This is a genomic window from Pseudoduganella sp. jia 12 (assembly GCF_055502675.1).
Genome location: NZ_JBUXKP010000024.1, coordinates 1 through 20,828, shown reverse-complemented (window position 1 = coordinate 20,828; position 20,828 = coordinate 1). Strand labels below are relative to the sequence as shown.

The window sequence follows — 20,828 nt, the reverse complement described above, 5'->3', positions numbered from 1 at the left end:
AGACGTAGTTGAACACTACAACCCAACTTTACTTCTTCCGGATTGAGATCGATTGCTGCTCCATTGAGAGCAATCGATCGTACAAGTCATGCCTGATGACCATAGCAAGTCGGTCCCACCCCTTCCCATCCCGAACAGGACCGTGAAACGACTTTGCGCCGATGATAGTGCTGCAACCAGTGTGAAAGTAGGTTATCGTCAGGCTGTTATACCGAGAGAGGCCACTGCGTGAACGCAGTGGCTTTTTTCATCAAGTGTGAGAGTAGTCCAGGCAATACAACAGAATTCCGGCACCGCGCCGTATGCGCGAGCCGAGCAGGTCAAGTCTGATGACCACAGCATGTCGGTACCACCCCTTCCCATCCCGAACAGGACCGTGAAACGATAATGCGCCGATGATAGTGCTGCAACCAGTGTGAAAGTAGGTTATCGTCAGACTAGTAAGTAAAAAAGCCGACCAGTGAACTGGTCGGCTTTTTTCGTTATTGGTGCGTTAATTACCACCGCGGCGGCAATTGCTCACCCGGCATGACTTCATAAGGCGACGCCCAGCCTGGAATACCCTTCAGGCGCTCGACCCAGGCACCGATATTCGGCCAGCGCGCCGCGACGTCGATGCCGCTTTCTTCCTGCGGAAAGAAATGGTAACCGCTCATCGAGAAATCCGCGATGGTCGGGTTGTCGCCCACGATGTATTCGCGGGTGGCCAGATGCTTGTCGACGACCTTGAAGGCGCCTTCGATCCGACCCAGCAGGAACTTCAGCACGGCAGGATCCGGCGCCGTTTTCGCCAGCGCCTTCATGAACCGGTAGGTGGCGAAGTAGCTGGTGAACTTGTGATTGTCGAACAGCAGCCAGCGCAGCACTTCGAGCTGCTCGCTTTCGGTGGCGCCGCCGAACCTTCCATGCTTTTGCGCTAGGTAAGTCAGGATGGCCCCGGACTGGGTCAGGCGCAGCGGCCCGTCTTCGAGGATGGGCGCTTCGCCCATTTCGTTATGGTCGTCGCGCCAGGCTGGATCGGCGGTGATTCCGTTCAGGAAATCCACGTGGACCGCCTCGAACGGCACATCCAGCGCACGCAGCATGAACGCCACCTTGAAGGCGTTTCCCGATTGGGCAAAGCAGTGAAGACGAACCATGCAACCTCCGGTTGATTATCATATCGTCATGATAATTGAAGGCGTGCTCCCCGCGACGATAACCTTGTCACCATCGCGGTTACTGGGCCGCGGACTGCTCCGTGGCCGCTACCACCGTTCCCGGCTCGGCGGTCTTCGTGCCGCGGCTGATGCTTTCGCCATCGTTCTTCTTCAACGTCCAGAACATGCCGGCCGACAGGATTGTCAAGCCAGCCAGCGTGAGGAAGGCGTGGTGCAGGGCGCTCGTCAACACCACGCGGTCCGTCTGCGGCATGTCGCCCAGGTACCAGCCTGTGATCAGCGAACCGCATGCCAGGCCAAAGCTCATCGACAGTTGCTGCATCGAGCTGGCCATCGTGCTGGCCATGCCGGAATCCTTCTGGTCGACGTCCGCATAGGCGATCGTGTTCATGCTGGAAAACTGCAGCGAGTTGAAGAAACCCTGGCACAGCGACAGCATCACGATCCCCCATAGCGGCGTGCCCAGCTGGACGAACGAAAACATCGCGATCGTCACGCCGATCATTGCCGTGTTCACGATCAGCACTTGCCGATAGCCGAATTTCGCCAGCAGCCGCGCCGAGAAAAACTTCATGAACATGGCCGCCGCGGCCGAGGGCATCATCAGCAGGCCCGATTGCCATGCCGGCAGGCCGAGGCCCAGCTGGTACAGCAGCGGCAGCAGGAACGGCAGGCCACCGACACCGAGACGCGTGAAGAAGCCACCCAGCACCGAAACGCGGAAGGTGCGGATCCTGAACAACTGCAGCCGCAGCAACGGGAATTGCTCGCGCATGGCATGCCAGGCATAGGCGGCCAGCAGGCAGACCGAAATCACGAACAGCACGCCCCACGACGTGACGTCGAGCCGGTGCTCGCCGAAGATCTCCAGCAGCCATGACAGCAGGGCGACACCGGTACCGAACAGGATAAGGCCCATCACATCGAGCGGCCGTGGTTCGTCGCCTTTATAGTCGGGCATGTACTTGTGGGCCAGCCAGATCGCGACCAGGCCCACCGGCACGTTGATGAAGAAGATCTCCCGCCACGACATCCAGTGCACGATCAAGCCGCCGACCGTGGGGCCCAGCAACGGCCCGATCAAGGCGGGGATGATCACGAAGTTCATGGCTCTCAGCAGCTCCCCCTTGGGGAACGTGCGTACGATCGTCAGCCGGCCCACCGGCATCATCATCGCCGCCCCGAAGCCCTGCAGCAGCCGCGCCGCCACCAGCATCGGCGAATTCACGGAAAGGCCGCACAGGATCGACGCCACCGTGAAGATGCCGATCGCCGTCATGAACACGCGCCGCGTGCCGTAACGGTCGGCCATCCAGCCGCTGACGGGAATGGCAACCGCCAGGCTGAGGATATAGCTGGTGACGACCGCCTTGAGGCTTAGGGGCGTCACCATCAGGCTTGCGGCCATGCTGGGGATGGCGGTATTGACGATCGTGGAGTCGAGTTGCTCCATGAAGAGGGCAGAGGCAACGACCCAGGGCAGGTAGCGCTTGGTGATGGATTCTTGGCTGGACATTGAACGACGGCAGGAAGGCCTGCATGAGATGCGTCCAGCGATTGTTGCACAAAGCGGCAAAGCGCGAAGCGCGCAGTCGCCGTGCCCCTACTTACTGGGGAGCAGCGCCTCGAGCAATGGGGTGGTCGCATCGGCCAGCCGCTCCAGGCTCGCTTCGCGCAGCGCGCCCAGGTCCACGCTCCGGTCGCTGCCCAGCCCCGCCCAGCGCAGCAGCGCGGAGCATGCCCCGGGCGTATCGAACACGCCGTGCAGGTAGGTGCCCAGCACCTGGCTGTCCGGTGACATCGCGCCTTCCGGGCGGCCGTCGATCTCGAATGCCGGCTGCGCCAGCGCCTGGCCACTGGAGACACCCATGTGTATCTCGTAGCCGGCCACGGGCGCGTCCGCGAACACGCACCGGCCGTGTACCTGCTGCAGCCGCTTTTCCTGCGACATCGCGGTCGTCATGTCGAGCAGGCCCAGGCCCGGCGAATCACCGGGCACACCTTCCACGCCAAGCGGATCGCCGACCGATTGCCCCAGCATCTGGAAGCCCCCGCAAATGCCGATCACCTTGCCGCCATAGCGCAGGTGGTGGGCAATGCGCTGCGGCCAGCCCTGTGCCCGCAGCCAGGCCAGGTCGCCGCGCGTGTTCTTGCTGCCCGGGAGGACGATCAGGTCGGCGGGCGGAATGGCGTGGCCTTCGCGGATGAATTGCAGGTCCACGTCCGGATGGGCGCGCAGCGCGTCGAAATCCGTATGGTTGCTCATCCGCGGCAGGCTCGGCACCACCACGCGGAACGCGCCGCGGTGCTCCTGCGTGGGCTGCACCGCATCTTCCGCGTCGAGGAACAGGCCGTGCAGGTAAGGCAGCACGGCCAGCACCGGCTTGCCGGTCTGCGCTTCCAGCCAGTCGAGACCCGGTTCCAGCAGCCGGATGTCGCCGCGGAAGCGGTTGATGACGAAGCCGATCACGCGCGCGCGCTCGCTCTCCGACAGGCACGACAGCGTGCCCACCAGGTGTGCGAAGACACCGCCCCGGTCGATGTCGGCCACGATCATGACAGGGCAATCGACGGCTTCGGCAAAGCCCATGTTGGCGATGTCCCGGTCGCGCAGGTTGATCTCCGCGGGGCTTCCGGCGCCTTCGACGATAACCACGTCGTATTGCGCGGCGAGTCGCGCATGCGATTCGAGTACTGCCGCCATCGCCACCGTCTTGTACTGGTGGTAGTCGCGCGCGTTCATCTCGGCGCGCACCTTGCCGTGGATGATCACCTGGGCACCGATGTCGGATGAAGGCTTCAGCAGCACCGGGTTCATGTCGGTATGCGGCGCGATGCCGGCAGCCAGCGCCTGCAGGGCCTGGGCGCGGCCGATCTCGCCGCCATCGGCCGTGACGGCGCTGTTCAGGGCCATGTTCTGCGGCTTGAACGGCACGACGGAGACACCGCTGCGCTTCAGCAGCCGGCACAGCGCCGCCACCACCGTGGTCTTGCCGGCGTCGGACGTGGTGCCTTGCACCATCAGCGTCTTGAAGGGGAACTGCATGTCAGCGCTTCCGGTGCTGGCGTGCGATCTCGAGCTTTTCGCACAGCGTTTCGGCACCCTGGACCATGCGCGGTCCGGCGCGATTCACCAGATGGCCGTCGATCGTGAACAGGTTGTCGTTCTTCGTTGCCAGCATGTTCGGATACTGCTTCCACATGGCCGCGCCGCCCTGTTCCTTCTCGGCCGTGCTGAACACGGCTTCGGGGTCTTCCTTCAGCACCGCCTCGACGCTGACGACCGGCGCCGTCGTCTTTTGCGACGCAAAGATGTTTTCGCCGCCGCACAGGCGCAGCGCATCGCTGACGATGTGCGCGCCGTTCAGCGTGTACAGGGGCTTGTCCCACACCTGGTAGAACACGCGCACCGGCGGGCGGCCTGCGTACTTCGCGCGCACCGCCGCCAGGCGCTTGCGCAGGTCTGCCGCCGCCGTTTCCGCTACCGGTTCCGTTCCCGTCAGCCTGCCCATCGCGATCACGTTGTCGGGAATCCTGTCGAGCCGTGTCGGCTCGCTGTGGAACAGCGGGATGCCCAGTTTGCGCAGCAGTTCGACCTGCCGCTCCGAGCTGCCGTGGCGCCACACCACGATCAGGTCAGGCTTCAGGGCCAGTACCCGTTCCAGGTCTACTTCGCGGTTGCTGCCCACGCGGGGAATCGCCCTGGCTGCTTCCGGATAATCGCTGTAGTCGACGGCCCCGACGATCTTGCCGCCCGCGCCGGCCGCGAACAGCAGCTCCGTCACGTGCGGGGACATCGAGATCACGCGCTCGGCCGGCTTCGCCAGCGTGACCATCTTGCCATCGTCATCGCGCACGGATACCGCCGCATGCGCGGAGAAAACCGCCAGCAGGGCCGGTAGCAGGGTGGATAGCAAAGCGGGTTTCTTCATCGTGTTTCCTTCGTCCATTCTTCAAGTGCGCCGGCGAGGCGCGACCATCCCGCTTCGTCCGGCGGCAGGCCGAGGCGGATGCCGCGCGGGCCGGTGCGGAACAGCCGCACCCAGATACCGCGCCGGGCCATGTGTTCATGAAAAGCTTCCGGCGCTGGCTCGGGCCACCAGCGGAAGAGGCTCGTGCCGGAAGACACGATGCCGTGCGCCCCAAGCAGTGCATCGAGCCGGTTACCGGCCCGGTCCAGATCCTTGCGCGTCTGCCGGTGCCATGTATCGTCCAGCAGCGCGGCTTTGCCGATCAGCTGGGCGGGGCCGCTGACCTGCCATGGTCCCAGTTCTTCGTCGAGCGCCGCCAGCAGCTCGGCATGCGCGGCCACGAAACCGAGGCGCAACCCGGCCAGCCCGAAAAACTTGCCGACCGAGCGCAGCACGACCAGGCCGGGGCGGTCGGCCTCGTCCGCCACGCTGTGCATATTGTCCACGTCGGCGAACGCTTCGTCGACGACGAGCCATCCGCCCCGTGCCGCCAGCTTGCCGGCCCAGCGCAACAGCTCCTCGCGGGAGACCGTCGCGCCGGTCGGGTTGTTCGGATTGCAGATGACAACCACGTCACTGCTGTCGACCGCTTCGCCAAGCGCCGTGTACGGCACCAGGCGGGCGCTGTGCCCATGACGCGACCAGTGATGGGCGTGCTCCGCATACGATGGCGCCGAGACTGCGATCCGCGACGGCGCGCGCAGCCGCGGCAGCGCCTGGATCGCCGCTTGCGTTCCCGCCACCGCCAGCATGCGCGGCGCGCCATAGTAGCGGCAGGCCGCCGCCACGAGTGCATCGTCCCGCTCCGGCAGGCGGTGCCACGCATGGCCCGGCAGATCCGGCGCCGGATACCAGTGCGGGTTCAGGCCGGCGGATAAATCCAGCCAGTTCGCATGGCCATACAGCCGCGCCGCGTCGCGCAGGTTGCCGCCATGTTCAGGCATGCCATCCCCCCGACGCCATCACGATCGCCGCCGCAGTCAGGGCGGACAGCACGAGCCACAGCAGCGTGGTGTGCCACACGAGTCGCCATGCGCGGTCGATGTCGCCTGCCGTTGCCGGGGCTCCCCGGCCCAGCGGTGGGCGCTGCTCGATTTCGCCGTCATAGCGCGCCGCGCCACCGAGCGCCAGGCCGAGGGCGCCGGCACCGCTGGCCATCACCGGGCCGGCATTCGGGCTGCTCCATGCGGGAGCCTGTTCGCGCCAGCAGCGCCATGCGAGGCGCCGGGCCATCGCGCCAGGCGCCAGCAGCACATAGGAAAGCGCCGTCAGCCGCGCCGGCACGTAGTTCAACGCATCGTCGATGCGGGCCGCCACCCGGCCAAAATACAGGAAGCGCCCGTTCCGGTAACCCCACATGGCATCGAGCGTGTTCGCGAGGCGGAACAGCAGGGCGCCGGGGCCGCCGGCCATGGCGAACCAGAACAGCGTGCCGAACACGGCGTCGTTGCCGTTTTCCAGCAGCGACTCGGCGCTGGCCTTGGCGAGATCCGCTTCGTTCGCATCGAACGTGTCGCGGCTGACGATGCGGCCAGTCAGCTCGCGTGCCGCGGGCAGGTCGCCACCACGCAGCGCGGCGGCGATCGGCAGGTTGTGGTCGCGCAGGCTGCGCAGGCCGATGCAGAAATACAGCATCGCCGCATGGGCGAGGGCGCCGGCGACGCCGCACAGCCACGCTGCCAATATCGTCAGCGGCAGCACGGCCAGTGCCCAGCCCAGCGCACCGCGCGCGAGCCGCCCCTTGCCTTTGTTCAGGCGACGCTCGATCGCGTTGGCCAGGTTGCCGAAGCCGACCAGCGGATGGAAGCGCCGTGCTTCGCCGAGCAGCAGGTCGAGCAGCACGCCGGCCGCCAGCAGCGCCGCGACTTCGGGCCACGACAGCCCGCTCAGCATGGCGCGCCTTTCAGCACCAGCGGCAGGCCGGCCGCGACAAATACAACGTTGTCGCATGCTGCGGCCACGGCCTGGTTCAGGCGGCCCGCTTCATCGGCGAACGCGCGCGTGACGGCACCGAACGGCACGATGCCCATGCCGACTTCGTTCGACACGAAAACAACGTCACCGTGATCCTGGCCCAGCTGCGCGAACAGGGCGGCACGTTCGTCATGGAAGCGCGGCGGCAGGGCGATCGTGCCCACGTCCGGATATTCCGTACCGTCCGCAAACAGCAGGTTGGTGAGCCACAGTGTCAGGCAGTCGACCAGCACCAGCCGGTGCGGCGCGCGCCATCGTTCGAGCACCGCCGCCAGTGCAAGCGGTTCCTCGACCGTGGTCCACTGGCCCTGCCGTCCCGCGCGGTGCAGTGCGATGCGCTGCGCCATCTCGGCGTCGCCGGCGCCGGCCGTGGCGACATAGACGACTTCCTTGCCGGACTGCGCGGCCAGCCGTTCGGCATGCGCGCTCTTGCCGGAGCGGGCGCCGCCCAGCACGAGCGTGCGGCTCATGGCGAGGGCCTCGACAGCAGCGCCGCCACCGCCGCCACGTTCGACGGGAAATAACCGTGGAAATAAGATGCCGTCAGGGAGCCGATCCGGTAGACCGCCTCGCCCTGCGCGCCGGAAGGGTTCTTGCTGGTGTATTCCATCACCGGCGCGTCCGACTCCAGCCGCGAATAGTGGAACGTGTGGCCGCGCAGCGTGCCGTGCGGCGTGGGCATGGCCTGCGGCCCGAGGCCGGCCAGCCGTTTCTGCACGAGCACGCGGCCCGGCAGCAGCCCGGCCATGGGCCACGGGTTGTTCGCATCGGTGGCGCCATCGTCCAGCGTCTCGGCCAGCGCCATCATGCCGCCGCATTCTGCCAGGATCGGCACGCCATCCGCATGGGCAGCACGGATCGACGCTTGCCAGGTGCCGGCCTTGGCCAGGCGTGGCGCGTGCAGTTCGGGATAGCCGCCCGGCAGGTAGACGGCATCCGCCCCGGGCGGCACCGGTTCATCGGCCAGCGGCGAGAAATACACGATGCTGGCGCCGAGCCGCCGCATCACTTCAAGATTGGCCGCATAGACAAAAACGAACGCCGCATCGCGGGCGATCGCCACGGTCTTGCCGGCCAGCGCAGCCGCAACGGGTTCCTCCGGCACAGGGGCAGAAAATTCCACGAGTGGCAAGGCTTCCCATGCGGCTTCGTCGAATACGAGCTGGTCGGCCAGTTCGTCGAGGATCGCATCGACTTCGTCGACTTCATCCGGCAGCACCAGGCCCAGGTGCCGTTCCGGCAGCGAGCGGGCCTGCTTCGGCAGGGTGGCGAACAGGGAAATGTCGCGCAGCGACGCCTTCACCATGGCGGCATGGCCGGTGCTGCCGACACGGTTGGCAATGACGCCCGCCATCGTGACCGGGCCGTAGTCGCGCAGGCCGTGTACCAGCGCGCCGGCCGTTTGCGCCATGGCGCCGGAGTCGATCACGGCCAGCACGGGCACGCCGAACTCGCGCGCCAAGTCGGCGGCCGATGGCGTGCCGTCATACAGGCCCATCACGCCTTCGATCAGGATATCGTCGGCTTCCTGCGCCGCCTGCGCCAGGAGCCGCTGGCAGCGTTCGCGGCCCACCATCCACAGGTCCAGCGATTCCACCGGCGCGCCGCTGGCGCGGCCGAGCACCATGGGGTCGATGAAATCCGGCCCGCATTTGAACACCCGCACGCGGCGGCCGGCGCGCACCAGCTTGCGCGCCAGTGCCGCCGTGACGGTGGTCTTGCCCTGGCCGGAAGCCACGGCGGCGATCAATACTGCGCGGGCACCCATCACCACTCCGTGCCCGCCTGCGCGCCGATGCCGGCCTTGAATGCGTGCTTCACCACGTTCATTTCAGTGACGGTATCGGCGATCTCGATCAGCTCGGGCGGCGCGCCGCGGCCCGTGATGACGACGTGCTGCATGGGCGGGCGCTCCAGCAGGTCGGCGATCACCGTGTCCACGTCCAGGTAGCGGTATTTCAGCGCGATGTTCAGTTCATCGAGCACCACCATGCCGATGGCCGGGTCGGCCAGGAACAGCTTGGCCTGCTCCCACGCTTCGTGGGCCTTGGCGATGTCGCGTTCGCGGTCCTGCGTTTCCCACGTGTAGCCTTCGCCCATCGCGTGGAAGCTCACTTCGTCGGGGAAGCGGCGCAGGAAACGTTCCTCGCCCGTGGCCATCGCACCCTTGATGAACTGCACGATGCCCACCTTCATGCCATGGCCCAGCGCGCGCACCGCCATGCCGAAGCCGCTCGAGCTCTTGCCCTTGCCGTTGCCGGTGTTGACGATGATGATGCCGATCTGCTTGTCGGCGGCAGCGATCTTCGCGTCGATGATCGCCTTTTTGCGTTCCATCCGCGCGCGGTGGCGCTCGTTCAATGCCGCGGTGTCGTCGGGAGTGGTCATGCGGTGGCCTCTGTAGGAATGAAGATCGTGCGGGCGCCGTGGCGCACCGTTTCGATCGGGTGGTGCAGATAGTCGGAAAGGATGTCGGCCCGCATCACGTCGTCGCGCGGGCCGGCCAGCCAGCGGCCGTCGCCCATCAGCAGCAGGGCGTGCGTGGAAATGCCGTGCGCCAGGTTCAGGTCGTGGCCGATCATGACGATGGTCTTGCGCTGTTCTCGGCACAGTTTCGCCAGCAAACCCATCACGCTTACCTGGTGCGCCAGGTCCAGCGCGTTGGCCGGCTCGTCGAGCAGCAGCAGCGGCGTGTCCTGCGCCAGAAGGGCGGCGATGGCCACGCGCTGGCGCTCGCCGCCGGACAGCGTGCGCACGTCGCGCGCTGCCAGGTCCTCGACCTCCATCGCGGCGAGCATGCGCATTGCGATCGTGTGGTCGTCGCTGTCTTCCCAGTAACGCTTGCCGTGGTAAGGGTGACGGGCGGACAGCACCGTTTCCAGTACCGAGTAGGCAAACGCGTCGCTGCGTGATTGTGCGAGGAAGGCGCGCTCGCGGGCCAGCGCTTCGAGCGGCCAGTCCCGGAGTGCGCGGCCGCGCAGCAGCACGCGGCCGCCATCGGGCTCGCGCAAGCCGGCGAGGGTGCGCATCAGGGTACTTTTTCCGGTGCCATTGCGGCCGATCACGCTCCAGCATTCGCCGTCGGCGACTTGCCAGTCGAGTTTTTCGGCCAGCACGCGCGAGCCGATGGTCAAACTGAGGTTGTCGGTGGCGATCATCATTTGCGCAGCCGATGGAGTTGATACAGGAAGACGGGCGTGCCGATCAGCGCGGTCACCACGCCCACCGGCAGCTGCTGCGGCGCGATGACGGTGCGTGCCAGCGTATCGGCCAGCACGAGGTAGGCGCCGCCGGCCAGCGTGGCGGCCGGGATCAGCACGCGGTGGTCCGGCCCGAACGCGAAGCGGCACGCATGCGGCACGATCAGGCCGACAAAGCCGATGCTGCCGGCGGTGGTGACCGCGCTGGCCGTCAGCAGGCCGGAACAGAAGAACAGGCCCTTGCGCAATGCGCCCACGCGGATGCCCAGCGTGCTGGCCGCTTCGGCATGCAGGGCCAGCACGTTCATCGAGCGGGCCGTGCGCAGCGCGAACGCCAGGCCGCCGGCCAGCACGATCCAGGGCAGCCAGCGCAGCGGCGCGCCGGACAGGTCGCCGATCATCCAGAACACCATGCTGCGCAGCCGGCTTTCGGGGGCGATCGACAGCATCAGCATGATCAGCGCCGCGCAACCGGCGGACAGGATCGTGCCGGTCAACAGCAGCAGCGCGGTGCCGCCCTCGGCGGCGCTGCCGCCGCGCATGTCGCGGCGTGCGAGCACATACAGCAGCATGGAGATGGCGATCGCGCCAATGAAGGCGGTCATGTCGACCATCCATGCGGCGCACATCAGCATCAGCGCCAGCAGGGCGCCGACGGCGGAACCGGCCGAGATGCCGAGCACATAGGGGTCGGCGAGCGGATTCCTCAATAGAGTCTGCATCATGACGCCGGCCAGCGACAGCGTGGCACCGGTCACGAAAGCGGTCAGCGCGCGGCTGGCGCGCAGGTCGAGCAGGGTGGCGGCCAGCGTCTCGGCGCGGCCATTGAGTAATTCTTGCAGCGCGCCGGGCAGGTCGGCGAACGGTATGGCAACGGAGCCCGTGACGCCCGCGAACAGCAGGCTGGCGATCGACGCCAGCAGCAGGGCGGCGGTGACCACGCCGGTGCGGTAACGCAGGTGGGCGGAAAGTGGATGCATGTCTGCCTGTGGATGAAGCGCCGGGCGCATCGACGCGCCCGGCAGCTTAGCACTACTGGTTTGATACGGGAATTACTTGAAGCCGTAGCGCAGCGCGGCGAACACGTTCGAGCCGCCGGTCTGGTAATAGCGGGCCAGCTCGTAATCCTTGTCGCCCACGTTGTTCCAGCGTACCAGCGCCGACCAGTCCTGGTTGAAGCGGTACGTGCCATACAGGTTCACCGTGCCGTAGCCCGGCAGACGGTTGCGGTTGGCCGCGTCGTCGTAGCGGCCGGAAGACAGCTGGAACTCCACGCCGCCGCGCACCGCGCCCATGTCGTACTCGGCCACGAAGTTGGCGTGACGCTTGGCGCGGCGCTGCAGGCGCTTGCCGGTGGTCTCGTCCTTCGGGTCCTGGAAGTCGGCATTCGCGATCAGCAGCAGGTTGCCCATCTGGCGCTCGGCCGACAGCGACACGCCTTCCAGCAGCGCCTTGTTGATGTTGTAGGCGCAACCATACTGGTACTTCTGTTCCGTCGTATCGGGGAAGGGGCACGGGCTGGTGTTCAGCAGCAGGTTGTCCAGCTTGTTGTGGTAGTAGACGGCGGCCAGCTTCGTGCTGCCGTCGTCGTAGCGCAGGCCCGCTTCGGCATTGCGGCCTTCCTCCGGCTTGTTGTCCTTGTTTCCGTAGCCCGGGTAATACAGTTCGTTGAACGACGGTGCACGGAAGCTGGTGGCGAAGCTGGCTTCGGCGCGCAGCGCGCTGGTGAAGCGGTAGCCGTAGCCGATCGAGCCGGTGGTCTTCGAGCCGTATTCCGAGTTGTTATCGTGACGCACGCCCACGTTGGCCAGGTGCGCGCCGCGCTTCAGGCTGTAGTTGGCGGCGAACGCGTTGGTGTGGCGCGCGCGGTTCAGGGCGGCCGTCGAGCCGTCGAGTTCTTCCTTGCGGTGTTCGTACAGCACTTGCAGGTTGTCGCTGCCGATGCGGAAATCGTTCTGCAGCGTGAACGTGCTGGTCGTGGTGTCGATCTGGCTGGAGCCGAACGGGCCCACGTCATAGAACGAACCGGACTTGTCGCGCGACTGCGACGCCTGCACCAGCATCGTCCAGAAGGGCAAGAGCTGGTTGCGGGCATAGATGCCCACATTGCTCACCTTCTGCGTGCTGTAGGCATCGAAGTTCGCGCTGTCGTAGTCCGATTCGGTATCGGTGTACAGGAACATGGCGCCCAGCTCATGGCCGGGAGCCAGCTTGTAGGCCACCTGGCCGGCTGCGCTCTTGCGGTCGTAGCCGTCGTCGTCCGGATCGAAGCTGGAACTGGGCCGGCGCGTGGCGGAGAAGCCGTCCGAACGTTCCTTCGAGACGGAGAACGCGTAGCTCAACTGGTTCGTGCCGCCGGATACCGCGGCATCGGCCGCGAACGTCTTGTCGCTGCCGCCGCCAACCGAAGCGGAAATGGAAGGTGCGCCTTCGCCCTTTTTCGTGAACAGCTGGATCACGCCGCCGATCGCGTCGGCACCGTACAGCGTGGACAGCGGGCCGTACACGATCTCGATACGGTCGATGGCCGACAGCGGAATGCCGTTCCAGCTGGCCGAGCCGGTCGAGGCGGAGGCGATGCGGATGCCGTCCACCAGCACCACGCTCTGGTTGCCGTTGGCGCCGCGGATGAATACGTTCGATGCGGCGCCGGGGCCGCCGTTGCGGGTGACTTCGAGGCCGCGCTGGCGCTGCAGCAGTTCGGTGATGGAGCCTGCGCCGGAGTTGGCGATCTGCTCGGCCGTGATCGTGACGGTATCGCTGATCACTTCGCTGGCCAGCTGCGGGGTGCGGGTGGCGGTGACGATGATCGAATCGATGGCGGTGGCCTGGGCGTGGGCGGCCGGCGCGGCAATGGCGAGCGCCAGCGACGCGAGCGCCGCCTGGGATGCTACGGAAGAGGTCATGGCAAATCTTTGTAAAGTAGCAACCGGCCAACGTCCCCGCAGGCCGGATTGAACAGAGTCGCACGCCGTGCGTGGCTCCACCTGGTTTGGCCGGTATCCGGGCTGGCGGGCATCACCGTCCGACCTTCCCATGCGTTTGCACAGTGGTTGTCGCGGACGGCTGCCGCTGCGAAGTTCGCGCGCGGCTGCCTGCTTACCGTTGCGGGGGCAGCATACGTTGGCCGATCAGCGGATCGGGCTTCGTATTTCCCGTTTAACTGCGCTCGAGGACTCGAACGCGGGCACCAAAACCGCGCAATTATAAGGTATCGCGCAAAGGCCCGTATCACGAAAAGATTCGGTGAAGCTCCAGGCGGAGGGTTTCGCCGTAGCCGATGCGATGCGCCTTCGAGGCGGCGGCAAGCGCGGCCTGCCCGGCCGGCGTGCCGTCGGCCAGCGCGGCAAGCAGGCGCATGGTGCCGGCATGGCAGATGACGATGGCGCGCTCGGCGCCGTGCCGCCGTATCGCATCGAGCGCGGCCGCAACGCGCAGGGCCACCTCGAACACGGTCTCGCCACCGCCGGGCCGGTAGTGGAGCAGGTCGGCCGCCCAGGCGTCGACATCGGCGCGCGGGACATCGTTCCAGCTGCGCCCTTCCCAACTGCCGAAATCCATCTCGGCCAGGTTGGCGTCGAAGATCACGCTGGCCGACAGCAGCCGGGCAAGATCGGCACAGCGATGCAGGGGGCTGGAAAAGACGGGTGCATCTCCCGGCAGGCCGCCGGCACGGAGGGCCGCATGCACGCGCGCCAGCTCGTCCGGATCGGCCGGCAGGTCGCTGCGGCCGTAGCAGATGCCGTCGGCCACGACCGGGCGCGGATGGCGCACGAGGATCAGCTCCATCGCGCCAGCACGCACAGGTAAAACGCCGCTTCGGCCATCTGCTGGACCGCACCGAGGCAGTCGCCCGTGTAGCCGCCAAGCCGTTGGCGCAGCTTGCGGGCAAACCACAGCGTGACGAACACCATCGCCACGATGCCGAGGGCGATGCCGCGCCAGTCGAGCCAGCCCAGGGCATTTGCCGCCACCACGGCCGGCACGCAGCTCAGCGTGGCAATGGTGAACTCCGTGCCGGTCATCTGTTGCGCCATCGGCTTGGCCTTGCCCTCGGTGCGGGCATAGTCCATGCGCCAGATCAGGCTTGCCGCCATCAGCCGGGACAGCGGATGCGCGACACATAAAGCAGCGACCGTCGCGAGCGGTGGCAGATGTGCCAGCGCGGCGCATTTGATGGCCAGCAGCAGGATGATGCCGATCGCGCCGTAGGCGCCGATCCGCGAATCCTTCATGATTTCCAGCGCCCGTTCGCGCGTCAGGCCGCCACCCATGCCGTCGCACGTATCGGCGAAGCCGTCTTCATGGAAGGCGCCGGTGAGATAGATGCCGGCCGCGGTGGAGAGCAGCACGGCGATCGCCGGCGGCAGCACCTGCGCGGCGGCCCAGTAGATGGCCGCCACGATGACGCCGACGACGAGGCCGACCAGTGGGAAGTAACGCGAGGCGTGGTGCAGCCAGTGCGGCTCGAAGCCCACCCAGCGCGGGATGGGCAGGCGCGTGAAAAACTGCAGCGCGATGAAGAACAGCCGCACCTGCAGCATGTTTAGCTCTTCTCGCTGACCTGGGCCGAGGCGAACGTGGCCATGCGGTTCAGGAAATTGACGGCGGCGTGCAGCAGCGGCAGGGCCAGCGCGCTGCCGGTGCCTTCGCCCAGGCGCAGGTCGAGCTGCAGCAGCGGCTTGCCGCCCAGCGCTTCGAGCATTTGCCGGTGGCCGTTCTCGTTGGAGCAGTGGGCGAACACGCAGTAATCGATGATGGCCGGCTGCAGCCGCGCGGCCACGAGCAGGGCGCTGGTGACGATGAAGCCGTCGATCAGCAGCACCATGCGGCGTTCGGCCGCGCGCAGCATGGCACCGGCCATCATGGCGATTTCAAAACCACCGAAAGTGGCCAGCACTTCCAGCGGTGCCGTCACGCCCGCATGGCGTGCGGTGGCCGCTTCGATGACGCGCGCCTTGTGCAGCACGCCTTCCGGCGTCAGGCCGGTACCGGCGCCCACGCACGCTGCGGCCGGGATGCCGGTCAGCTTGTGCATCAGCGCGGCCGCGGCCGTGGTATTGCCGATGCCCATTTCGCCGAAGCCGATCACGTTGCCCGGCAGCTCGTCGACAAGTGCCGCGCCATGCGCGAGCGCCTGGGTGCACTGTTCGGCCGTCATCGCCGGCTCCACCGCGAAATTGCGGGTGCCGTGGGCTATCTTGCGGTCCACGAGGCCGGCGCGGGGGCCGAAGTCGTGCGCCACGCCGGCATCGACGATTTGCAGCATGCAGCCGGTCTGCTCCGCGAACACATTGATGGCGGCGCCGCCGGCCAGGAAGTTCTCGACCATCTGCCATGTCACGTCCTGCGGGAAGGCGGAAATGCCTTCGGCCACCACGCCATGGTCGCCCGCGAAGACCAGGATGGCCGGCGCGTCGATCGCCGGCGCCGTGGTACGCTGGACGAGGCCGACCTGGCGCGCCAGTATTTCCAGCATGCCCAGGCTGCCCGGCGGCTTGGTCTTGTTGTCGATGGCGTGCGCGAGGCGTGCTGCCAGCTCGGCATCGGCCGTGGAAGCGATGTGGGGCAGGTTCATGGGAGGCGGTCCGATGGGAAAGCGCGAATTATAATGGGGCGATGCGCATCCTCATCATTGAAGACAACCCGGACATCGTTGCCAACCTGTATGGCTTTCTTGAGCCAAAAGGGCATGTGCTCGATTCGGCGGCCAATGGCTACGGCGGGCTGGCGCTGGCCGCCCAGCACGAATACGACGCGGTGGTGCTGGATGTGATGCTGCCCGGCCTGAACGGTCTTGAACTGTGCCAGAAGCTGCGCGGTGAGCTGCGCAAGGACATGCCGGTGCTGATGCTGACCGCGCGCGACACGCTGGAAGACAAGGTGGCCGGCTTCGACAGCGGCGCCGACGATTACCTCGTCAAGCCGTTTTCCCTGGTCGAACTGGAGGTGCGTCTGAAGGCGCTGGTGCGGCGGGCCAAGGGCACGCATGCCGCGAACGCCGTGCTGGCGTTCGGCGACCTTACCTTCAACACCGAAACGTTCGAGGCGAAACGCGCCGGCCGACCGCTGGCGCTAACGAAAACCGGCTACACGATCCTGCGGCTGCTGATGCGGGAGGCGCCGAAAGTGGTGTCGCGCGAGCAGGTACTGAACGAGGTGTGGGGCGATAATCCGCCCGATACCGATGCGTTGCGCGTGCATATCCACGCCCTGCGGCAGGCGTTGGACAAGCCATTCCCCCACCCGATGCTGCACACGATCTCGAAGATCGGCTACAAGCTCGTGGCAGCCGATGGGTAAACAGGATCCGCTGCAAAGGAAGGAATCGCTGCGCAGGCGCATCACGCGGGCGTACCTGACGTTTGCCACCGTGTCGTCGATATTGTTCGCGGTGATCGCCGCGCTGGCCGTCGAGGGCATCGAGGTGCGCCTTGTCGACGAGCGCCTGGAAGAGGTAGCCGCCTGGGCCGGTCCGCGCCATGCGGGCGACTTGCCGGTGGAGATGCCGGCGGGCCTCAGCTACCACGTCGAGGCGGGTATTCCCCGTTCCTTGCGGCTCCTGGAGGAAGGCGTGCATGAAGTAACGGTCGATGGCGTCGACCTGCATGTGCTGAAGGGCCGGAACGCGGAAGGCGAGTTCGCCGTGGTCGACCACGACAGCGCCTATGAAAAGATCGAGCTGGTGGTCTATTCGATGTTCGCGGTGGCGTTCCTGGGTTTCATGGGCTTCGCCGTGATACTGGGCCGCTTCCTGGGCAATCGCATCGTCAACCCGATCGTCGAACTGGCCGAAGCCGTGGATGCGCGCGCGGCGCAATTGCCGTTGCAGGAGCGCGGTGATGAACTGGGGCTGCTGTCGCGCACGATCGCCGGCCACACGGCGGAGCTGAAGCAGTTCCTTGACCGCGAGCGCTTCTTCACCGGCGATGTCAGCCACGAACTGCGCACGCCGCTGACGGTGATCGCCGGCGCAGCCGAGGTATTGCTGGCGCAGACCGGGCACGATCCGGTGCTGCATGCGCCGGCCGAACGGATCTACCGTGCCGCGCGCAATGCCAGCGACGTCACGTCCATGCTCTTGCGGCTCGCGCGTTCGCCGGAACGGCTGGAGTGGTCTCGCATGGAGGCGCAGGCGTTGGCGCTGGAGGAGGTTTCGCAAAACCAGGGGCTCGTCGCCGCCCGCCCTGTCCAGCTGCGCTATGGCGGTGGCGAAGACTTTGTCCTGCATGGCGTGCGCGAACTGGTGCTGGCGGCAATCGGCAACCTGGTGCGCAACGCCTGCCAGTACACGGAGCAGGGGCACGTTGAAGTGCGGCTGGAAGGGCGCAGCGTGATCGTCGAGGATACTGGCCCGGGCTTGCCGCCGGCAGCCCGGGCGCGCCTGCGTAACGAGCCGATTCCCGCCGATGCGCGGGGCTCGTCGGGCACCGGCCTGGGGCTGGGGCTCGTGCAGCGTATCTGCGCCCATCTTGGTGCAACGCTCCTGCTCAGGGAAGTGGCGGCAGGGAGTTGCATTGAAATCAGGTTTCCCGATGGCGCCGTACAGGCCAGCCCTGTTTCCCATGAAGGCTCCGCTGTGCGTTAACCCGTGCTTAACCGGTGCTTGACGCGACGTTTACTTGCCACGCGATATCGTTGATGCTTCGATTCCGGAGTTTCAACGGTGAAAAATTCCACGCTGCCGCGCATCGGCGCCCCCATGCTGACGCTGTGCGCTTCGACCTTCCTGGTTCTGGCCTATAACGGCAGCTTCTGGAAAACGTTTTTTTCCGCCACAGGCGGAATCAGGCTCGGCAACCTGCCGGTTTACGCCGGCGCGTTCGTCGCCCTTGTATTGCTGTTCAATGCGGTGCTTACGCTGGTCAATTTTCGGTTTGTCATCAAGCCGGTATTGATTGCATTGTTCCTCGGTGCCTCGGCGGCGTCGTATTTCATGAGCCGGTACGGGGTGGCGATCGACGCGTCGATGGTGCAGAACGTGGTGGAGACGGATTCCCGGGAAGCGCAGGAGCTGCTGAGCTGGCAGATGCTGCAGACTGTCACGCTGCTGGGTGTCCTGCCTTCGCTGCTGGTATGGCGGCTGCCGTTGCGATTTTTGCCGGTGCGGCGCGATCTGCTGCTGAAGCTGGGCACAGTCGCGCTGTCGTTGCTGGCGATTGCCGGGCTGCTGATACTGCTTTTCAAGACGCTGGCGCCAGCCGTGCGCGAGCACCGCGAGCTGCGTTTCCTGCTGACGCCCACCAATATGTTCCAGGCAACGCACGGCTACCTGAAGCGCAAATGGGCGACGCCGGCCGTGATCGCACCACTGGGCACGGATGCGAGCCGCGGCATCAAATGGGCAATGCCGGGCAGGCGAACGGTGACGATTCTCGTCGTGGGCGAAACCGCGCGGGCAATGAATTTTTCGCTGAATGGCTATGGCCGCCAGACGAATCCGCACCTGTCGGCGCAAGCTGGCCTCGTCAATTTCCGCGATGTGGGTTCATGCGGCACGGCGACAGCGGTGTCGGTGCCTTGCGTATTTTCCAATCTCGGCCGCGATGGCTACACGGCCGACAAGGCAAGCAACCGGGAAGGGTTGCTGGACGTGCTGCAGCATGCCGGCTTCGACGTTCTCTGGCGTGACAATAATTCCGGCTGCAAGGGCGCCTGCGACCGGGTGCGTTATGAGGACGTGTCGCAACCACGGCCCGGCGATCCGTCATGCGGGCCCGAGGAATGCTACGACGAGCGCTTGCTGGAAGGATTGCGGCAAATGATCCGTGACTCGAAGCGGGATATGGTCATTGTGCTGCACCAGAAAGGCAGCCATGGCCCTGAATACTGGAAGCGTTATCCGGCCGGATCCGGCAGGTTCGGGCCCGTTTGCCAGACCAACGAGCTGGAGGAATGCACGCGCGAATCGATCATGAATGCGTACGACAATACGATCCTGTACACCGACCTGGTATTGAGCAGAGCGATCGACCTGCTGCGTGCCGCCGCCGTGGAAGATGGCGTCGATACGGGCATGCTGTATTTTTCGGACCATGGCGAATCGCTGGGCGAGCACAATATGTACCTGCATGGGGCGCCTTATATCATTTCTCCGGCCGAGCAGCGACAGGTGCCGATGATGCTGTGGTTGTCCGATGGCTTCCGCCAGCGATTCCATATCGATCACAATTGCCTGGCGGCCCGCGCCGACCAGCCGTTTTCGCACGATAACGTGTTTCATACGGTGCTGGGGATGCTGAATGTGAGCACGGCCGTCTATAACCCAAAGCTCGATGTCATCCACCCCTGTACGCGTGGTAACTGACGTGGTGCGTTTCCGGGATGGTTCGACTGCGGTTTGCGGCTTGCTGGTGTCTGCCCTGCTGATCCTGTGGGTCGGTCAGTTCACGGATCTCGACCTGGCACTGGCCGATCTGGCCTTCGACAAAGCGACGCGCACCTTCCCGATGCAGCACGCGTGGCTGACAGAGTCATTCAATCATGTGATTCTCAAGACCGTACTGTCCGCAATTGCGGCCCTGGCAGTCGTGCTGGCCGCGTGGGATGCGGCGAGGCCTTCCCGTTACTGGAGCGAATCACGCCGGGTCGGGCTGCGAATTGTCGCCATGTCGGCCGTACTGGTGCCATCCGTGATTACCGTGTTCAAACGGTTCAGTACTTCCCACTGTCCTTGGGATTTGCAGCGTTATGGCGGTTCCGAGCCGTATGTGCGGTTGCTGGAATGGATGCCTGCCGCCGCCAGTCCAGGGCACTGCATGCCGGCCGGACACGCATCGAGTGCGCTATGGCTGGTTTCGATCGCGGCATTCTGGTGGCCGCACAGTCGGAGGAAGGGCATCGGCGTTGCGATTGTCATGCTGTTGATCGGGATAATCGTCGGCTGGATGCAGCAGTTGCGCGGTGCGCATTTCCTGACCCATACGTTATGGTCCGCATGGATCGCCTGCGCCATGGTTCTGGTTATTTATTCAATGAATGCGAAGGGGCTTGCAAGGCCGAAAGCCACTGGCTATAATTCCGTCCCTGCCGCAGCGTATGAGTGAAAACGAAACGATGCGACAGTCGTTTGAATCGCTGCTGAAACATTGCGAAACAAACCGAGGGGTTGACGAGCTGCACGAAACACCGCATAATCTCATCTCTCTGCTGCTGACAAACACAACGCTTTGTCGCCGGATCCGAAGGATCCGCAGCAAGCCCGAAGTTGAAATACTTGGGCAGAATTCTTTAACAATCAACAGTCGATAAGTGTGGGCGTTTGATGCGATGTGCCTCCGGACTCCGGTCCGGAATGCTCAAAATATAGCAACAAACGCTCACACAAGTAATAAACGTAATCATCTTCGGATGATTCGTCAGTTATTTGAGTGAGTGACCATGTCGGAAACGACATAAAACAGAGATTAAACTGAAGAGTTTGATCCTGGCTCAGATTGAACGCTGGCGGCATGCTTTACACATGCAAGTCGAACGGTAACAGGGAGCTTGCTCCGCTGACGAGTGGCGAACGGGTGAGTAAT

The 20,828-nt window shown here is 65.3% G+C and carries 19 protein-coding genes, 3 rRNA genes and 1 riboswitch; of the genes, 7 read left to right on the top strand and 15 right to left on the bottom strand.

The window, feature by feature from the left end:
• The first annotated feature begins 91 nt into the window (after positions 1-91).
• Together rrf (ACY65G_RS30220) and rrf (ACY65G_RS30215) are read left to right on the top strand one after the other, a co-directional pair.
• Positions 92-204: ribosomal RNA gene (gene rrf, locus ACY65G_RS30220) — 5S ribosomal RNA — on the top strand.
• Positions 205-325: 121 nt separating this feature from the next.
• Positions 326-438, top strand: a 5S ribosomal RNA gene (gene rrf, locus ACY65G_RS30215).
• A 59-nt stretch (positions 439-497) separates the two neighbouring features.
• Here the strand turns inward: rrf (ACY65G_RS30215) and ACY65G_RS30210 are convergent.
• From ACY65G_RS30210 to cobT, 15 genes are all read right to left on the bottom strand, one after another.
• A complete protein-coding gene (locus ACY65G_RS30210; RefSeq protein ID WP_465000976.1) occupies positions 498-1,139 on the bottom strand; it encodes a glutathione S-transferase family protein in 642 nt (213 codons plus the stop codon).
• A gap of 79 nt (positions 1,140-1,218) precedes the next feature.
• On the bottom strand, positions 1,219-2,676 hold the full coding sequence (locus tag ACY65G_RS30205) for a DHA2 family efflux MFS transporter permease subunit (protein WP_465000975.1): 1,458 nt from the start codon (positions 2,674-2,676) through the stop codon (positions 1,219-1,221).
• An 87-nt stretch (positions 2,677-2,763) separates the two neighbouring features.
• On the bottom strand, positions 2,764-4,206 hold the full coding sequence (locus ACY65G_RS30200) for a cobyric acid synthase (protein WP_465000974.1): 1,443 nt from the start codon (positions 4,204-4,206) through the stop codon (positions 2,764-2,766).
• 1 nt (position 4,207) lies between these two features.
• Positions 4,208-5,092 (bottom strand): cobalamin-binding protein, encoded by an 885-nt coding sequence (locus ACY65G_RS30195; protein ID WP_465000973.1) that lies wholly within the window; start codon positions 5,090-5,092, stop codon positions 4,208-4,210.
• Positions 5,089-6,075, bottom strand: coding sequence for a threonine-phosphate decarboxylase CobD (gene cobD, locus ACY65G_RS30190; protein ID WP_465000972.1), 987 nt, complete (start codon positions 6,073-6,075; stop codon positions 5,089-5,091). The genes ACY65G_RS30195 and cobD overlap by 4 nt, the downstream gene beginning before the upstream one ends.
• Positions 6,068-7,024, bottom strand: coding sequence for a CobD/CbiB family cobalamin biosynthesis protein (locus tag ACY65G_RS30185; RefSeq protein WP_465000971.1), 957 nt, complete (start codon positions 7,022-7,024; stop codon positions 6,068-6,070). The genes cobD and ACY65G_RS30185 overlap by 8 nt, the downstream gene beginning before the upstream one ends.
• A complete protein-coding gene (cobU, locus tag ACY65G_RS30180) occupies positions 7,018-7,575 on the bottom strand; it encodes a bifunctional adenosylcobinamide kinase/adenosylcobinamide-phosphate guanylyltransferase (protein WP_465000970.1) in 558 nt (185 codons plus the stop codon). Before cobU ends, ACY65G_RS30185 begins: the two co-directional genes overlap by 7 nt.
• Entirely contained in the window at positions 7,572-8,873 is a 1,302-nt protein-coding gene (locus ACY65G_RS30175) for a cobyrinate a,c-diamide synthase (RefSeq protein ID WP_465000969.1), read from the bottom strand. The genes cobU and ACY65G_RS30175 overlap by 4 nt, the downstream gene beginning before the upstream one ends.
• Positions 8,873-9,493 carry a cob(I)yrinic acid a,c-diamide adenosyltransferase gene (gene cobO, locus ACY65G_RS30170; protein WP_465000968.1) on the bottom strand — a complete coding sequence of 207 codons (621 nt, stop codon included), beginning with the start codon at positions 9,491-9,493 and terminating at the stop codon, positions 8,873-8,875. The genes ACY65G_RS30175 and cobO overlap by 1 nt, the downstream gene beginning before the upstream one ends.
• Positions 9,490-10,263: an ABC transporter ATP-binding protein gene (locus ACY65G_RS30165; RefSeq protein WP_465000977.1), complete on the bottom strand. Its 774-nt coding sequence runs from the start codon at positions 10,261-10,263 to the stop codon at positions 9,490-9,492. The genes cobO and ACY65G_RS30165 overlap by 4 nt, the downstream gene beginning before the upstream one ends.
• Positions 10,263-11,285, bottom strand: a complete 1,023-nt coding sequence (locus ACY65G_RS30160; protein ID WP_465000967.1) for a FecCD family ABC transporter permease — start codon at positions 11,283-11,285, stop codon at positions 10,263-10,265. The genes ACY65G_RS30165 and ACY65G_RS30160 overlap by 1 nt, the downstream gene beginning before the upstream one ends.
• Positions 11,286-11,357: 72 nt before the next feature.
• Positions 11,358-13,211, bottom strand: coding sequence for a TonB-dependent receptor domain-containing protein (locus tag ACY65G_RS30155; RefSeq protein WP_465000966.1), 1,854 nt, complete (start codon positions 13,209-13,211; stop codon positions 11,358-11,360).
• Between the two features lie 71 nt (positions 13,212-13,282).
• A riboswitch (cobalamin riboswitch) is annotated at positions 13,283-13,515 on the bottom strand.
• A 21-nt stretch (positions 13,516-13,536) separates the two neighbouring features.
• Positions 13,537-14,094 carry a histidine phosphatase family protein gene (locus tag ACY65G_RS30150; RefSeq protein WP_465000965.1) on the bottom strand — a complete coding sequence of 186 codons (558 nt, stop codon included), beginning with the start codon at positions 14,092-14,094 and terminating at the stop codon, positions 13,537-13,539.
• On the bottom strand, positions 14,085-14,849 hold the full coding sequence (locus ACY65G_RS30145; RefSeq protein WP_465000964.1) for an adenosylcobinamide-GDP ribazoletransferase: 765 nt from the start codon (positions 14,847-14,849) through the stop codon (positions 14,085-14,087). The genes ACY65G_RS30150 and ACY65G_RS30145 overlap by 10 nt, the downstream gene beginning before the upstream one ends.
• Before the next feature lie 2 nt (positions 14,850-14,851).
• Positions 14,852-15,883, bottom strand: a complete 1,032-nt coding sequence (gene cobT, locus ACY65G_RS30140) for a nicotinate-nucleotide--dimethylbenzimidazole phosphoribosyltransferase (protein WP_465000963.1) — start codon at positions 15,881-15,883, stop codon at positions 14,852-14,854.
• Between the two features lie 41 nt (positions 15,884-15,924).
• Between cobT and ACY65G_RS30135 the strand changes: the two genes are divergently transcribed.
• The 5 genes from ACY65G_RS30135 to ACY65G_RS30115 all read left to right on the top strand — a co-directional run.
• A complete protein-coding gene (locus tag ACY65G_RS30135) occupies positions 15,925-16,608 on the top strand; it encodes a response regulator transcription factor (protein ID WP_465000962.1) in 684 nt (227 codons plus the stop codon).
• Positions 16,601-17,893, top strand: a complete 1,293-nt coding sequence (locus tag ACY65G_RS30130; protein WP_465000961.1) for a sensor histidine kinase — start codon at positions 16,601-16,603, stop codon at positions 17,891-17,893. Before ACY65G_RS30135 ends, ACY65G_RS30130 begins: the two co-directional genes overlap by 8 nt.
• A gap of 78 nt (positions 17,894-17,971) precedes the next feature.
• Positions 17,972-19,612: a phosphoethanolamine transferase gene (locus ACY65G_RS30125; RefSeq protein WP_465000960.1), complete on the top strand. Its 1,641-nt coding sequence runs from the start codon at positions 17,972-17,974 to the stop codon at positions 19,610-19,612.
• A complete protein-coding gene (locus ACY65G_RS30120) occupies positions 19,581-20,351 on the top strand; it encodes a phosphatase PAP2 family protein (protein WP_465000959.1) in 771 nt (256 codons plus the stop codon). Before ACY65G_RS30125 ends, ACY65G_RS30120 begins: the two co-directional genes overlap by 32 nt.
• A 362-nt stretch (positions 20,352-20,713) precedes the next feature.
• Positions 20,714-20,828, top strand: a 16S ribosomal RNA gene (locus ACY65G_RS30115); the annotation flags it as partial.